Source organism: Planctomycetia bacterium, assembly GCA_034440135.1.
GTDB lineage: Bacteria > Planctomycetota > Planctomycetia > Pirellulales > JALHLM01 > JALHLM01.
Genome location: JAWXBP010000045.1, coordinates 1 through 16,033 on the forward strand (window position 1 = coordinate 1; position 16,033 = coordinate 16,033).

The following is a 16,033-nucleotide window of genomic DNA, read 5'->3' on the forward strand; positions in this document are numbered from 1 at the left end:
CGATCCTATGCCAGGCCTCGGATCCGCCAAACCGCCCTCCGCGGGGCACTCGGGATAAAAGCCTTGGCATTATTACATGCATTCGACCAGTCTCGGCGGTGGCCCCGCTGCCGTGGAAGCGCGTTGCTTGGAGCTGAATGCATCCAGCGAAGACGTGCAGAACAAATGTCGCCATTTCGCCCACCGAGGCCACTATGCATTATGGTGGCGACATTGACGCCCTAAGAAGCGTTTTATCTCGCCACGGCTGCTTGGAATCATACTGTCGTCGTCGAAGGTCGAGCTTTTCCGCTAGCTCGTTGTTGCCGGCCTGTCGTGCCAACTCAACTCCTTTTCCAGCCGTCGCCGCGGCCTCGTCGAATCGATTGTTCTCCGCATATGCGGCTGCCAACGTGTCAAGGAGATTTGGCTGCACGGCATCCGTAGACTCGATGAGCGATTCGATCAGGCGCAGCGCCTCGCTGCCATCTCGCAGTCGTTCATCCGGATGCGTGGCCAACAACCAAGCCAGGTTATTGGCGGCCGGTTGCCAATTGGGTTTCCCTGCCAGCACTAAGCGATACTGGGTCATTCCCTCCGCATATTCGCCAGCTGCGCAATGCGCATCGGCGAGCATGAGCCGAGCGAATGGGTCGTCAGGTTTAACGGCAATTGCCCGCGCAAACTGTTCGATCGCCTCTCGAGCGCGGCCTTGCTGAAGGAGGATGGTTCCTAGAGTGGAAAACATTTCTACATTCTTCGGATCGAGCACGAGACCTGCGCGCAATTGCTCCGCGGCAGCGTCGAATTCGCCGAATGCAGTCATTAGCTTGACTAACTCTCGCCGGGCACGAATGTCACGTGGGTTCAGTTGAACGGCTTGCTCGAAAGCGCCCCGGGCGAGCGCCGGCTGCTTGTCTTCGCGCAGCAGCACGCCGACTACATATTTTGAGTCTGCAAATTCTCCCTTGTCGAATTCAGACATCGTGGTCGGGTCAAGGTCTCGTGTGGCGGAATGCAGAAATGAAATGGCCGCTCTCACTAGTCCATGATCAATAAATTGCTCCGCGATGGGAATTGGATCGACACGAGTGGGATCGACGAATCCGCGTCCGCCAAGCGGAAGCGCAGCGGCGATTCGCTTACCTGCGGCGTCAGGGGCCACCAATTCTGCGTCAGCCAGAAGTTGCTCAACCGCCACTGGCCCTTTATAGATCACAACAACGCGCCGGTTCGCGTCGAGCAAAAAGCTGCTTGGAACGGGCAACGGACGCCATCGATCTAACACGCCGCGCTGCAGCAAATCCAGGCTCCTGACTAAGTCATCGCTGGCGACACCTCGTGCGAAGTTACATTTCAATTGCGTCCAAAGTGCTTGCTGGGACTCGTCGGAATCGGACGGAATGTCCGGATGATCGACGTGTAAGGCAAGCACGCTCAAGCCGGTTGACGAAATCTCTTGTTCATGCCGCGTCCACTCTTCAAGTTCCTTGACGCAAGGCTGGCACCAAGTCGCCCAAAGATTTACGAGAAGTGGCCCACTCCCTGCATCGCTAAGCAACACTCGCTTTTGTGTGGCGTCGACGAACGGGCCGTCCGGAATGGGAACGGGTACAGGCAGGACAATTCGTACCACATCCGTAGAATCGCTAGCCACTTCAGGCGAGCCTGAGTTCCAAGGCTTTGGAATTTGCGGCGGTTGCCATCGTTTGGCCTTGCCAGTTCCTTGACGGAGATTGAAAAAGCCGTCCGCAGAAAGACCCTCAAATTTCTCAACCTTCCCGTCCGGCCAGCGCACAGAGAGTCGCCCCATGTCGACGGAATCTGCCAAGCCGAAATGCAGCCATTCCGTCGATTGCGATAAGAAGGCGTCTCCGGCTCGCCGAGTGCGGATCGACTTGCCTGGTAAGCCAGGAATTTGGTCGAGCGTTACACGCGCACCGATCGCGTCGCGATTGCAGTTGACGCCATTGCCTTCAAGTCGCACAGCCACAAAATGATGGCCAGATCGGTCATCGTTGCGCAAAAATCGAACTCGAGGCGCAGTGCGGTCGGTGAGCCAAAGATCCAAATCACCGTCAAAATCCCAGTCGGCCGCTGCGACCGCTCGACCGTCGCCCGGGTGATCTAAGCCACAGGCGGCGGACACATCCGCGAATCGTTCACCTCCGGTATTGAGGAACGCAGTATCCCGTTCGTGACTGCTGAACGAGTGATCCTGATGTAAAAGCTTGTTCAGTGCCGCCCAACCTTGTTCGTAGCGTGCGACACTCTTGGCCGAAAAGTCATCGATTGGCGATTGCGACACGACCTGTCGCCAATACGTGCTTCACAAATCGCTCGTGTCATCCGTGGTGATAAAGCCATTTGCGACAACAATGTCTTCCCAGCCGTCATTGTTCAGATCGACGAACCTGGACCCCCAGGCCCAGCGTCCCAGCGAAACTGCGGCCGATTCGCTACGATCTTGGAACGCAACTCCACCCTGGTTCTCGAAAAGCGAATTCCCTCTAGCCATTCTTTGGTATGCCTGCCTGGTTGCGTCGCTCACTTCTGGCTTGAATTGGCGTTGGTACGTGATGCGATTCCCGGCCGATGAGAACATATTGCTGACGTAGAGATCCATCCAGCCGTCGCGGTTAACATCCCCCCACGCGACCGACATCCCTGACGAGATGTCTTCGACACCCAGCTCTGCCGCGACGTCGAGGAAAACTCCGTTGTCGTTGCGATAGAGGTTGTTTCGACCATAATCATTGGCTACGTAGATGTCCTGATCGCCATCATTATCGAAGTCCTCCCAAGCCACCGCGAAGCTGAAACGAGTGTTGTTTTGTTCCAGGCCAGTTGCCGCAGTGGCGTCTGTAAACGCGAAGTGTCCTTCGTTGCGCAATAGCATGTTGCGGCCGCCATTGTTCGCATCGTGAAACGGCATCGGGGCGCCCATCGGCCCGCGATCAAAGGTCGACTCCGAGGGATTGTACCCACAACAGTAGAGGTCCAAGTCGCCGTCTTGGTCGTAGTCCGCGGCGGCCATTGAGAATAGCTGGGACTGACTGCTCACAGCCGCTTCTACTGAGAAATGGCCGCTGCCGTCATTGGACATCAGAATCAGTCGCCATTCGTGCGCCACGATCAGATCACGGTCCCCATCGTTATCCAGATCCACCAACAAGGCGCTCGCGCAGTATTCTAGCCAATCTGCGCCGCCAGCATTCGGTGCGTCGATTAAGGTGCCATCCGACTGACGAATCAAAAGGCGATTGGGAAGGCCTCCTTCCGCGCAAACATAAACATCCTCTAACCCATCGCCATTTGCATCTCCAAGTGCGAGTCCATGATTTGCCACAACATCGACGCCAAGAGATCGGGGAAGTCTGCTTCTCCAATAATCTGCACCGTGGCGAAAATAGTCTTGCCAGCCATGTGTAGTTTCTAACAGGGATTGCGTGCAATCCGCGAACATCGTTCCGGACGGTCCGGTGTGGACGATTTCTTCATAGTCACGAACGGACACGGACTGAAGTCGCGGCACGCCGCCGACTGTGCTCCAGGTGCAATCCCACAATGAGTTGACTTGTCGCGCCTCTCGCTCACCGCGTGAGTCGGCCTGAAAATCGATGAGCGTCCGCGAGCTTTGCACTCCTGGCTCAATGGTGTAAAGCTTGAATTTGACATGCAAGTGTTCGTTGACGCCGAACTGCATTCCGAGGACACGCACCGCTTCGGCGAAGCTCTTCAAGCCATGCGACTTTTCGTCATTCTCGGACGGCTTCGCTCGCGAGACGCGCATGCCGGTCTTGTTGACAATCACTGTCAGTTCACTTGGCGCCAAGGCTTCGAATTCAATCGAGTCGCTGACAAGATCGATAAGTTCGTCTGACTTCGCGACCGATGCGTGTTCGAGAACCTTTGTCAGGATTCCGAGTTGCTTGCCAGCCGCGTCGTTAAAGGCTTCCGTTACCCAGCCGTCCTGAGTGGGATCGATGCGTTTATATGCGTCCGCCAACGGCGACACCAAAGGGTTGTTGTCCAAACACGGCGCCGTTGGCAAGGCTTCGCCGTCGAGTGCGTTTTGAACGAGCGCAATGACGGGTTCGGAGACGACGTCAGGTACAGCCTTTGCGGTAGCCTCAGCAGGGCCGGGCTGGGCAACTTCCGAACCATTGTTTTTGCTACAGCCACTGCTGAGCAACCCGAAGATCATGACCCACGTGAGGCAAGCAGGAGCTCGCGCAATTAACGGAATTTGAAACAGCATGTCTTTACTACGGAGAGCTGGACGGCAGCAATAGATACTGCAGCGATCAATCATCGATCGAGGACAGAAAAAAAGCCGCCGGGAGTACGACTCCCGGCGGCAGGGGATCGACCCATTGTCCTTGGGCCGTTTCATCTTCTGCGTTTCCCACGACTCACTTACGGAACCGACGGGCGGCAAGCAAGCCAACCAGGCCGAGGCCGGCGAGCACCATGCTCGACGGTTCCGGCACCGCGTTCGCACCACCCTGGCCAGCGCCGAAGTTGTTGCGAACATTGTTCAGGTCGGTGATATCGACGTCGTTGTCGTCATCGGTGTCGCCCAACCCGGTTCCGCTAAAATTGTTGCGGACGTTGTTGAGGTCGGTGATGTCGACATCGTCATCGCCATCAGTGTCGCCCAATACTCCGGACGCGTCACCGATGAGCTCCAATCCAGGGAGCAGGTTCAGTGGCGGAATCGTGTCCGTACCGTTCAACAGCGTAAACAACGCTGGATTGAAGCGGCTATGCTCGCCCGGAGCTACAAAGAGTTCCGAACTGGCGCCGCCGCCCCGTTCCCACATGAGATATTCCATGGGGTAATCGCCTGCCGCCAGCGTCATGGTTGCGAGCGTAAAGCTGTCCCCGGTGTTGACATCAAACGCCAAGGTCGCACCGCCGTCGATGATGGCGGCAACACCGCCACCACCGGCGGTGATGGCGGTGAAGACACCGCCAGTGATGGTCAACGCATTGCCGTCGTCGGAGCCAAATCCGAATGTATAGGTGCCGGCCGTTGCGACATGTAGCGTGCCGGTGGCCCTCATGGCAAAATCGTTGTCGTCAATGACTTCGCCACCTCCTCCGACAAAGTTGTTGAGGAACAGTTCATCGCCGCCAAAACGGCTGGAACTTCCAAACGTGCCGTCATCTTGGAAATTGATGACCGTCCGGTTGCCGGTGAACTCCAGATCATCGCCTTCCAGCGGATTGTCAAGCAACGCTCTTGCATCAGCCAAACTGTTCAATAATTGAGTGTTCTCGGGCAGACGAATCCGCTCCGTCACCGAGAACCCGCCGGTAACCGTGGGGACTGCGCCACCGGGATGGGTAAATCCCCCATAGCCGATCGGACTGAATGTCCGGTCGATTGCAGTTTTGACGCCGGCAGCGGAAAAAGCTTCCACAAAGGCACCGCCGCCGTTCTCGTTGTAGACGACTTCGACATCGTAGTCGCCAGCGGCCATAAAAGTCGACGCAATCGTGAATGCATCACCGGTATCCGCTGCGAATTCGATCGTGTCGCCGGCTGCAGTGCCGAGACCACCTTGCAGCGTGAAATTGGCGCCCGAAAGTTTGAGCCGAACGCCGTCGTCACCATCGATGCCGAACGTATAGTTTCCATCGGCCGGGATGCGCACTTTACCCTTGGCGATCATTGCCAAGTTGTTATCATCCGCCGGACTATCGAATGCGAAGGGCGCCTTGTCTCCATACTCTGCCCCTGTACTATACCCTCCGCCTGCAGCCTGCGGATCGGCGAAGTTGATCATCGGCGCTGTCACGTCCTTTGTATAGCGATCGCCGCGCAGTTCGGGCTTGGCCAGAGTCGCCAATGCCCCGGCCACGCCGCTCACGACAGCTGTGTCATGCACGACGCGGACTCCAAATGTGCCCTGTCCACCCGCAGGTGATTCGACAGGAGTCGGATTGCCAATATTCGGCATTGGGAGAACGCTCCCCGCCTGACCGGCCCCACCACCTTGGGTGAAGTGGTCCGTGACGTCCGCTGCGGTTAAAGCATGGTTGTAAATGGCCACCTCGTCGATCGCACCATTCCAGTAGCGGCCTCGGGCCTGCGAATTCTCGCCGATGAAAAGGGCGAAAGCACTGTTGTTGATCGGTCCCACAACAGGTTGCGCTGGGGCGTTAAGCACACCGTCGACGTATTCAAGTTTTTGCCCCGCCGCGAGATCCACGACGGCGACGACGTGGTGCCAATTACCATCGTCGATTGCGGTGCCCAAAACGGGTTCCCCGGCCAAGCCATTGGCCGCAAACGAAGGGGAATTTCCAACATCTCGGCGTGCAACGCGCCACGAGTCATCTCCCTTGGCAGCCAGCGCTTGCCAGGTTTTGTCAAAGGTGCCGACTTGCACCCAGGCTTCAAATGAGAAGCTGCTACCGATGAAGTCGAACTGAGATTCGTTGGCGACCAGCGTGTCGATATAGGAATCGATGCCATCGAAGGCCGCTGCCTTCCCACCGATGCCCCCGGGGCCATTGGCCTGCTGAATGTAGCTGATGTACTGGCCATTGATTCCGTTCGCCGTTGTATCCGCCGCCGTATCCCCATTGTCAGTCGTGGCGTCCTCGAACCGATACCAAGCGAGCGGATTGTCGCTTGATACAGCAGTCACGTAGTCGCCACGCGACTCGGCGGCGAGCAAAGCCACTAAACCCACGGCGAAGACCACCATGCAGCCGCGAACACGGCGCACGGGGTCGAAGTAGGTCTTTCTCATGTTGTACTCCCTGAAGTGTCAATGGAAACTCGAACGCATTGCCACTTCCGGCGGCCGGGTGGACAACCCCGGCCGCCGGAAGTGAGCATCACCTCTTCGTCCGCCTGCCATCTGCTGCTCTCGGCCGGACACGCCGATGCAACACTCACTCTGTATTGTTGTGATTGCAACGAGCAATACTGCAAATCGAGATTCAAACGCGCACAACTCGTTACCAATCTGGTAAGGACTAGGCCGGAAAAACGCTTGATGAGCCCAACCGCTTCACCTCTATGCAGAAGTAAGAAACCGACGTATTGAGGTCAAGTCGTATCGTGACGTGACTTAAAATCGAGTGGATGGCGGCCGTCCGCACAACCACGTGGTGATGCAGCAAGGCGATTCAGCGAAACGACAGTGCAAAGCGCTCCGCACGAATGGCAGATATTGCCCGAACGTTGACAAGCTGAGACAAGCGAAAGGATTCGACAGGAAACTGCGGACAGTTCGAATGTTCCGTCGCCAGTAACTCTGAGATTTCAGTCCATTAAACCGAATGGCTCAGGTAAGGCGCATTAAAGCAAATGGCTCAGGTAGAGCACAACTATAAAATCCATAAAATCAATAACTTTTGATGCGAATGACCAGTTCAACCATCTCTGACATGGCTGAATGAGCGGTCTTGGACGATGTTCCGTCGTCCACGACAGCCCAGTACAAGTGTGGACGCAGGATCGGACTTCGCTCAGTTGTGCGATACCACCCATGTTCGCGCAATACGACTTTTCGGAGAAAGTCGGCGATGCACGACTCAGTTAGTTGGTACGTGTTCGCCAAACGCAGTCGTCCTCTTGGCACGGAAATCACAAATCGGGCGAGCATTGTCTTCGACTTCAGCGACCCATTCGATACACCCATGGTGCGGAACACGCTTGTCGACAAGTGCCGTCTAGCCGCTCCCGGCAACGCCGGCCTGCCTTTCAAGCTGCACTTTCGGACATCTGCCCGACGTTAGGCGGCTAGGGCTACGAGGTGTTTGGTGAGTTGGAGGATTTTTTGGGGGAGCGACCAGGTTTTGGTGATCGCGGATAATTGGTTGTGGAGGATTTGTTGTCGCAGGGCCTTGCGACGATTCGCGTGTGAAGGGCGGCGCTGAGCGTCGTCCCACGGCGAGTCGCTGCGATCGACCAGTTGGTTTCCCGATTGATTCCACGCCCACAGTTCCACGAGCGTATGCATCCACAGATTCAGATTGTAGACCGCCAGATTGGTCCAGATGTTGCGCACTTGCTGTTGGCCCGAGCCCCAGACTTCTTTCACGTCGTGAAAGTCTTGTTCGATCGTGGCCCGGTCGGCGAACACTTCGAGGATTTCGACGACGCTGGCGTTCGCGTCGGTGCAGAAGAAGGCGTACCAACCATGATCTTCTTTCACGAGCACCACGCGAATCACGCGACCGGCCGGTGCGTAGGTCGCGAGGAAGGTCTTGTAGCGATTGTCGGTCTGCTTTCCATAGACCATGCACTCGACGGTTTGCCAACCGCGCTGCTGAGCGGCGCGCTTAGCGAGGCTGAGTCTTTCCTTTCCATACTTCCGCGGTCGGCCGCGTTTGCGGCTTGCGCCGCGTTGGAGCGCGGGCGGCACGCTGCGCAGCGCCGCGTCTTTGCGCAGTCGGCCGATGATCGTGACGCCGGTCTGCAACGCGCGGCGCAAGAACGGACGTTTCGTATAGCCGCCGTCGACGACGAGCCAGACCGTTTTTCCCGCTTGCTGCACGAGCGGAACGAGCCACTCCACCAAGCGTGCCGCCAGTTGCAGCTTGGTCGCAAAGCGTCCCCAACGTCGCGACTTGGGAATCGTGGCGATGGTTTGCTGTCGAACATACAACAGCGCTCGCAGCGGCAATGCTAAGGCGCCCCACCGCGGATGTCGCAGCGCCAGCGAGATCGTGACCCACACGTGTCCGTAGAGAAACGGCTGATCGACCGGACCCGGAGTCGGATGGTGATGCACGTCCGCGCCTTCGACTTTCGGTCCGTAACGCTTGGTGGGCGAATCGTCGATCACCAACAACACGCGCTCCGGCAGCGGCAAAGTCCGCAGCACGAGCGTCGCCAACTGCGTGGCAATCGATTCGCTCTTGCGTCCCACGGCGGCCAGGAAGTAATAATAGTCTTGGTAGTCGTCGCTCACGCCCGCGGCCCGGAGCCAAGTGGTGACCGTGCGCCGGCCGCCAGCGAACAACATTCCCATCAACAACACCGGCAGCCGCCAACGATGGCGCGCGTGCAACCCGGCCGCCAACCATTCGCTCCACTGCGACCACTGTTCGGGAGACTCCCACCGACATTCCGCGTTCGCCATCCCTGGCTCTCCGATCTTGCCGCCTGCCTGACAACAGCAGCTTGATCGAAGAGCCTTTTTTAGTGGATACCAGTCAAAGGCGGTTTCTCAGAAAGTGCAGTTTCCCAAACGTAAGATGCATTTTTTTTCGACGGCCCGCACAGTCACCCGGTCGGATTACAGGCTTCCTCTTGACAAACAGCTAGTTGCATATACAAGTACAATGAGGAGGCCTGAAGTGGGAGCCCAGCACATGCAAGCGATGATCGAAAAGGTCGCCAGCGAGTGCGTGGCCGTTCGGCTACGCATGCTGAATCGCGTCGTCACGAACATCTACAACGACGCCCTGCGGTCGCTCGACCTGAAGGTCAGCCAGATGAACATCCTGGTCGCCGCTGCCAAGATGGGAACGGCCCGCCCGATTGAAGTTTGCGAACATCTGCATCTCGACGTTTCGACCCTCAGCCGCAACGTCGAACGAATGAAGGCGCGTGGCTGGCTGAAAGTTGTGCAGGACGACGATGGCCGCTCGCAGCCTTTTCGCCTGACACCCCAGGGACGCAAGCTCCTAGAAAAGGCGATTCCGGCCTGGAGCGAGGCGCAAGCACAGGTCAAGAAGGTTCTGGGGAACGGGTTCTTGGAGCAGTTGAACCAAGCCATAAAGCGCGTCAGCGAAAGTGGCCTAATCGAGTAATCCAATCAATCGAACAATTCGGATATGCATCACTCGTCGGCGTTGCCTCCTTGGAGATAACCGAAGAATACACCAGCCAAATCTTGGGTACTCATCACGGGCGCATCGAGTGGCTTCGGCGAGGAGTTCGCCCGCCAATATGCCGCGCAAGGCCATTCCCTGGTTCTGGTAGCGCGCCGGCTCGACCGACTGGCAAAACTCGCCACCGCGCTACGAGAGCAGTTCCGCATCGAAGTCGTTGTTGAGCAAGTCGATCTTTCGGATATTGCGGCAGTCATCCAATTGCATCAGCGGCTCCATGAGCGCGGAATTGAGATCGACATTTTGATCAACAACGCTGGCCACGGACTGCAAGGTCCGTTTGCGGATGCTCCCCTTGACGCGGTGCTGTCGATGGTGCAACTGGACGTCGCGAGTCTGACCGCCGCCACCCACGTTTTTGCGCAGTCCATGCGGACGCGGAAGCGCGGCAAAATCCTGCTCGTCGCCAGTCTGTTGGCCTACCAAGGCGTGGAGAACTTCGCCGTCTATTCGGCCGCCAAAGCGTACGTCTTGCGCTTGGCTGAAGCCCTTCATCGCGAACTCAAGCGCGACGGCATCACGGTCACGGCGCATTGTCCCGGCATGTCGGACACTGGATTCGCCCAAGCCGCGCAACAGAAAATCACGACCCTATTGAAGCTCGTGATGATGAAGCCGGCCCCCGTCGTGCGCGCCGGTATCCGCGCATTGCAGGCGGGACGCATGAGCGTCGTGCCAGGTTGGGCCAACAAGGGCCTCGTGATCTTTACCTGGGCGACGCCGCGCTGGCTGCACCAAGCCATCATGTCGCAAACGATGAATGGCTGAATCGAGTTAGAAACGGCACAGGTGCAAGTTAACTTATTTCGTCACATAGTTGCATGTACAACAAGGAGCAGTCATGAAACTTGAAGATCACCCAACCGTGCAGCGGATTCGCAGCAAGACCGTCCCTTCCGCTGCGCCCACGAAGGAGCCGCTGGAGGCCGCGTGGCTGAAGCAACTGGTCCTCGATGCTGGCGCTGATGACGTGGGGTTTGTCGAGATCGGCAGACCCGCTATGGACGATCAGCGGGAAGACATCTTCAAGGCGTTCCCACACACCAAGACCCTGATCAGCTTTGTGGTTCGCATGAGCCGAGAGGCGATTCGGACACCGGCGCGCTCGGTCTCCAACACCGAATTCCACCATAGCGGAGAGGAGGTAAATCACATTGCCCGCAGCGTGGTTCAGACGCTGGAAGACCGGGGAATCCGAGCGATGAACCCGGCGATGGGCTTCCCGATGGAGATGGACCGGTTCCCCGGCAAGGTTTGGGTCGTGTCACACAAGCCGGTCGCGGTGGCGGCGGGACTGGGAATGATGGGCATTCACCGCAATGTGATCCATGAGAAGTTCGGCAATTTCATCCTGCTCGGGACCATCTTATTGGATGCCGAGGTTTCAGAGTCCAGCCAGCCGATCAACTACAACCCGTGTCTGGAATGCAAACTCTGCGTGGCTGCGTGTGCCGTCGGAGCAATCTCGAACGAAGGAGATTTCAACTTCTCGGCCTGCTACACCCATAACTACCGGGAGTTTATGGGCGGCTTCACCGATTGGGTCGAGCAGGTGGCCGAAAGCAAGAACGCGAGCGACTATCGCAGCCGGGTCAGCGATGCCGAGTCGGCCTCGCTGTGGCAGAGTCTGTCCTTCGGAGCGAACTACAAAGCGGCATACTGCTTGGCGGTCTGCCCGGCCGGAGAAGACGTGATCGGGCCGTTCCTCGCCGATCGGAAGACCTTTCTCAAGGAAGTCGTGCGGCCGCTTCAAGAGAAGGAAGAGACGATTTACGTCACCAAAAATTCTGATGCCGCGGATCATGTCGTCAAACGGTTTCCCCACAAAAAGATCAAGTACGTCGGCAACAGCCTGCGACCGAACTCCATCGCGGTTTTCCTCGGAGGAATGCCAAACGTCTTCCAGCCAGGCAAGTCGGCGGGATTGAACGCCACGTTCCACTTCACCTTCACCGGCATCGAGCAGCGGCAGGCAACGGTCGTCATTAAGGAGCAAAAGATCAGTGTGCAAGAGGGGCATGTCGGCCAATCCGATCTGCACGTTACCGCCGACTCGCGAACGTGGATCGGCTTTCTGAGGAACGAAAAAAATGTGGCGTGGGCGTTGATGCGGCGGAAGATTCGGCTCGCTGGCCCACTCAAGCTGCTGGTAGCGTTCGGAAAGTGCTTTCCGAGCGCCACCGGCAGGCACAAACTGGTCGAGTTCGTACCGCAACCCTCTAAGCTCAAGGGCCAGCCTGCGCCCTTCCGTAAAAACGATTCGGCGGCTGAAAAGATCCGGTGGCGGGGCAAGCTCACACTCTCGGAGGTGGTCGACGAGGCTCACGAGGTGAAAACCTTCCGCTTCAGACCCACCGGTGGCGGGCCAATCCCCTTCGACTATCTGCCCGGCCAGTTCGTGACGCTCCATGTCGCCCCTCAGGGCATTCCGACCAAACGTTCCTACACGATCGCGTCGTCCCCCACTTGGCGCGATCGGATCGAGATCACGGTCAAACGAGAAAGCCAGGGTCTGGTCTCGCGGTGGTTGCACGACGAACTGAGGATCGGGGACGAAGTCGAGATTGAAGCGCCGCATGGGGCCTTCAGCTTCAGCGGCCAGGAGACGGACCGCGTGGTATTGATCGGAGGCGGCGTCGGGATTACGCCCCTGATGAGTTCGGTTCGTTATCTCAGCGCGACAAACTGGCCAGGCAAGATCCACTTGATCCTCGGCTTCCGATCGCCGCGCGACTTCATTTTTCAAGAGGAACTAGCCGAGTTGCAGACATGCAACGCCAATCTCGGTGTCACCATCACCATGAGCGGCCCGCAAGACGAGCCTTGGTCCGGGCGCGTCGGCCGAATCGATGCGGCCCTGCTCGCTTCGACCGTGCCTGATCTCGCGGCCCATCGGGTGCATATCTGCGGCCCGCAGCCGATGATGGACGCGGTTAAGGCCGCACTCGTTTCGCTCGGTGTTCCACCTGCTCAAGTCAAGACAGAGGCGTTCGGGACGGTCAAACGTGATCCGTCCGCGAAGAATGCCGGATCAACGGAGATCGCGGGCAGGGCCTACTTCCTGGCTTCCGGCGTGACCGCGCCCGTTCCGGTCGATGCGACAATACTCGACGCGGCCGATACGGCCGGTGTCTCCATCGACAACGCCTGCCGTTCCGGCACATGTGCATCCTGTCGCGTCAAGCTGGTCTCGGGCCAGGTGACGATGGCCGTCGAAGATGCGCTAACCGATCAAGACAGGGCCGAGGGTTACATCTTGGCCTGCCAGGCGAAGATCCAGGGAGATATTGAAGTCAACGCCTAAGGAGGGCCGCTCATGAGTCTCTGGTTATTCGTTCTTGCGTTCGTTGGCTCAGCCGTCGGACTTTGGCTCGTATCTCAGATCCTAGAAACATTGCGCCCGGTCCCGGAAACTCTCGGAACCCTGAGCTGGGCGGCGGATATTCCGATTGGCTACCTTGATGTCGGCGGCTGCAAGCTTCGTTACATCAGGGCCGGGCGAGGGCCGAATCTCGTGCTCCTCCACACCCTGCGCACCCAATTCGAACTCTGCGAGAAGGTCGTGCCGGAACTGGCGCGGCGGTTCACGATCGTGCGCAATCTCAACTTCGTTGAGATCTCGGGTGATCGTCAGCTGCGAGAACTTGAGAACGGTCCCAATCGGAATGGGCGGTTCGAGGCAACTACGCTATTCTCCTACCGGTACAGCCCCGCCGAAGCGTGCTTCCCAGACATCCGCAAACGAAGCACGAATACCGCGACAGTCAGTCCCCGGCCGCATTCTTACATAGTTCGGGCTTCCGGCTTGTTGCGGCCCGAGCGGAGGGATAGACTCGCGATTGACACACCCGTCCTCCTGCTATGGAGCGCTCCCAATGAAAGACACGATTGAAATGACGCGGCGCGGGGCATTGATGTTGGCTGGGGTTGGCGCAGTGGGCGTGGCGTGCGAGCAACACCTCCTGGCAGACGATTCGCCGAATGCGAACGGGAACATCAAGCAATCGGTCTGCCGCTGGTGCTTCAACGATATCCCACTGGAGAAGTTGTCGGGTGAGGCAGCTCGGCTGGGCTTCAAATCGATCGAGTTGTTGGGACCGGAGGAATTCAAGACCGTCAAGCCTTTGGGCCTGACGTGCGCCATGGTTCGCTGCGCCTCCATCGCCGATGGCCTCAACCGCACGGAAAACCACGATAAGATCGAAGCCGAATTGCGGGCCAACATCGAGTTTGCGGCCGCCGAGAAGATCCCCAACGTCATCTGTATGTCCGGAAACCGTCGCGGCATGTCGGACGAGGAGGGACTAGAGAACTGCGCTGTCGGCCTCAAGCGAGTTCTCAAGTTCGCCGAGGAGAAGAAGGTTACGATCTGCATGGAAGGACTCAACAGCAAGGTGGATCACCAGGACTACATGTATGACAAGACGACCTGGGGCGTGGCGTTGTGCCAAAAGCTGGGCTCGCCGCGTTTTAAGCTGCTCTACGACATCTACCACATGCAGATTATGGAAGGAGACGTCATCGCCACCATCCAGGCAAGCAAGGACTACATCGGCCACTATCACACGGGGGGCGTGCCTGGGAGACATGAGATCGACGAGACTCAGGAACTGAACTACCCGGCCATCGTGAAGGCCATCCTCGACACTGGTTATCAGGGCTTTCTTGGTCAGGAGTTCATTCCCGCTCGAGAGCCAATTGCATCGTTGGCTCAAGGATTCCGGATTTGCGATGTGTAAGATCATTGGCCTTCGCTCGCGTTGACGTTGATCGTTGTACTTCCACTGTCTCTTGTTATTGACCCAAGCTAACTCTTTTCGTACACACTTCTTCCGTTGGTCATGACGACCTGGGAAGGAGGGTGCGATGGAGCGACGGTTTAAGGTGCGGCTGCGGGAGTTGGTGGAAGATGCGGTGGTCGCGCCGGAGGTGTTCGCGGGCCTGCTGCCGCGGATCGAACGGTTTGTCGCGCCGTTCGCGGCGGCCTTGGTGCGGTGCGAGCAGCGGCGGCATGTGAGCGAGTACGTGGCCGGGTTGTTGTCGGGGGTCGATCGCAAGAACGCCGAGTCGATCGCTTACCTCCACGATCAGGAGCGTCAACCGTTGCAGAAGTTCCTGGGACAAGTCGCCTGGGATCATCGGCCGCTGGTCGCGGAGTTGACGCGGCAGATCGGGCGCGAGATCGGCGAATACGATGGCGTGCTCGTGATCGATCCCTCGGCCTTTCCCAAGAAGGGCGCGCATTCGGTCGGCGTGGAGCGGCAATGGTGCGGACGCTTGGGGAAAGTGGACAACTGCCAGGTGGGCGTGTTTCTGGCTTACGCTTCGCGCGCCGAACATGCGCTCGTGAACTTCCGTTTGTACCTGCCGAAGTCGTGGGCCCATGATCGCGCGCGGCGCAAACGCTGCGGCGTGCCGAAGCACGTGCGTTTTCAAACACGGCACGAGTTGGCGCTGGCGATGCTCGCTGAATCGGCCGCGCAAGTGCCGCATGCGTGGATCGCCGGCGACGACGAACTGGGCAGAAACAGCGGTTTTCGCGGCGAATTGCGGTCGCGCGGCGAGCATTACGTGTTGGCCGTGCCCAGCAACACGCTGGTCCGCGCCGTGCATACGACGCCGCCTGAGTACGCCGGACACGGTCGTCCGCCGCAAGTGCCGTTCACGCGCGTGGACCGCTGGTGCGCGGCGCTCGCGAACGACGTGTGGACGACGATCGACGTTCGCGACGCCGAGCAAGGACCGCTGCAGGCGGAAGCGGTGATGACGCGCGTGCTGGCGAAGACCGCTGCGCGTCAAGTTGGTCCGGAAGAAATGTTGTTGGTGCTGCGCGCGCGGCAAGGCGACGGGACTTGGAAGCACGACTACCATTTGTGTCATGCGCCGCGCGATACGCCGCTGGCCGAGTTGGTCCGCGTGGCCAAGGCCGAGCATCGCGTCGAAGACTGCTTCCAGCGCGCCAAGAGCGAGGCCGGCTTGGCTCACTACAAAGTCCGCACTTGGCCTGGTTGGCATCATCACATCACGCTTTCACTACTCGCCACGTGGTTCCTGACGCTGGAAGCGCGGCGGGAAAAAAAATACCGTCCCGGCGATGACCGTGCCTCAAGTCCGACAAACGATCGCACGCTTGCTGCGTAACGTCCTCCACGTCGACGACCATCAACAAATCGCCCGCGACGCCACCCGC

General features: G+C 58.4%; 9 protein-coding genes and 1 pseudogene. 6 read left to right on the forward strand and 4 right to left on the reverse strand.

The window, feature by feature from the left end; genetic code table 11:
- Nucleotides 1-199 precede the first annotated feature (199 nt).
- From SGJ19_02345 to SGJ19_02360, 4 genes are all read right to left on the reverse strand, one after another.
- Nucleotides 200-2,287 carry a tetratricopeptide repeat protein gene (locus SGJ19_02345; protein ID MDZ4779076.1) on the reverse strand — a complete coding sequence of 696 codons (2,088 nt, stop codon included), beginning with the start codon at nt 2,285-2,287 and terminating at the stop codon, nt 200-202.
- Nucleotides 2,288-2,308: 21 nt separating this feature from the next.
- A complete protein-coding gene (locus tag SGJ19_02350; GenBank protein ID MDZ4779077.1) occupies nt 2,309-4,240 on the reverse strand; it encodes a VCBS repeat-containing protein in 1,932 nt (643 codons plus the stop codon).
- 154 nt (nt 4,241-4,394) lie between these two features.
- On the reverse strand, nt 4,395-6,746 hold the full coding sequence (locus SGJ19_02355) for a LamG-like jellyroll fold domain-containing protein (protein ID MDZ4779078.1): 2,352 nt from the start codon (nt 6,744-6,746) through the stop codon (nt 4,395-4,397).
- Nucleotides 6,747-7,736: 990 nt separating this feature from the next.
- On the reverse strand, nt 7,737-9,089 hold the full coding sequence (locus tag SGJ19_02360; GenBank protein ID MDZ4779079.1) for a transposase: 1,353 nt from the start codon (nt 9,087-9,089) through the stop codon (nt 7,737-7,739).
- A 286-nt stretch (nt 9,090-9,375) separates the two neighbouring features.
- Between SGJ19_02360 and SGJ19_02365 the strand changes: the two genes are divergently transcribed.
- The 6 genes and pseudogenes from SGJ19_02365 (at nt 9,376) to SGJ19_02390 (ending at nt 15,984) form a co-directional block, all read left to right on the forward strand.
- On the forward strand, nt 9,376-9,762 hold the full coding sequence (locus SGJ19_02365) for a MarR family winged helix-turn-helix transcriptional regulator (protein MDZ4779080.1): 387 nt from the start codon (nt 9,376-9,378) through the stop codon (nt 9,760-9,762).
- A 93-nt stretch (nt 9,763-9,855) separates the two neighbouring features.
- Entirely contained in the window at nt 9,856-10,611 is a 756-nt protein-coding gene (locus SGJ19_02370; protein MDZ4779081.1) for an SDR family oxidoreductase, read from the forward strand.
- A gap of 73 nt (nt 10,612-10,684) precedes the next feature.
- Nucleotides 10,685-12,019 (forward strand): annotated as a pseudogene (locus tag SGJ19_02375) (SCP2 sterol-binding domain-containing protein).
- 99 nt (nt 12,020-12,118) lie between these two features.
- Nucleotides 12,119-13,147 (forward strand): 2Fe-2S iron-sulfur cluster-binding protein, encoded by a 1,029-nt coding sequence (locus SGJ19_02380; GenBank protein MDZ4779082.1) that lies wholly within the window; start codon nt 12,119-12,121, stop codon nt 13,145-13,147.
- Between the two features lie 571 nt (nt 13,148-13,718).
- Complete coding sequence (locus SGJ19_02385; protein ID MDZ4779083.1) at nt 13,719-14,582, forward strand: TIM barrel protein; 864 nt, start codon at nt 13,719-13,721, stop codon at nt 14,580-14,582.
- Nucleotides 14,583-14,709: 127 nt separating this feature from the next.
- Nucleotides 14,710-15,984 (forward strand): IS701 family transposase, encoded by a 1,275-nt coding sequence (locus tag SGJ19_02390; protein ID MDZ4779084.1) that lies wholly within the window; start codon nt 14,710-14,712, stop codon nt 15,982-15,984.
- The last annotated feature ends 49 nt before the right edge of the window (nt 15,985-16,033 follow it).

Bases quoted from the DNA above. Each gene is read 5' to 3' on its own strand.
- SGJ19_02350 (MDZ4779077.1), bottom strand. From the start codon at position 4,240: ATGCTGTTTCAAATTCCGTTAATTGCGCGAGCTCCTGCTTGCCTCACG.
- SGJ19_02360 (MDZ4779079.1), bottom strand. From the start codon at position 9,089: ATGGCGAACGCGGAATGTCGGTGGGAGTCTCCCGAACAGTGGTCGCAG.
- SGJ19_02385 (MDZ4779083.1), top strand. From the start codon at position 13,719: ATGAAAGACACGATTGAAATGACGCGGCGCGGGGCATTGATGTTGGCT.
- SGJ19_02365 (MDZ4779080.1), top strand. From the start codon at position 9,376: ATGCTGAATCGCGTCGTCACGAACATCTACAACGACGCCCTGCGGTCG.
- SGJ19_02355 (MDZ4779078.1), bottom strand. From the start codon at position 6,746: ATGAGAAAGACCTACTTCGACCCCGTGCGCCGTGTTCGCGGCTGCATG.
- SGJ19_02390 (MDZ4779084.1), top strand. From the start codon at position 14,710: ATGGAGCGACGGTTTAAGGTGCGGCTGCGGGAGTTGGTGGAAGATGCG.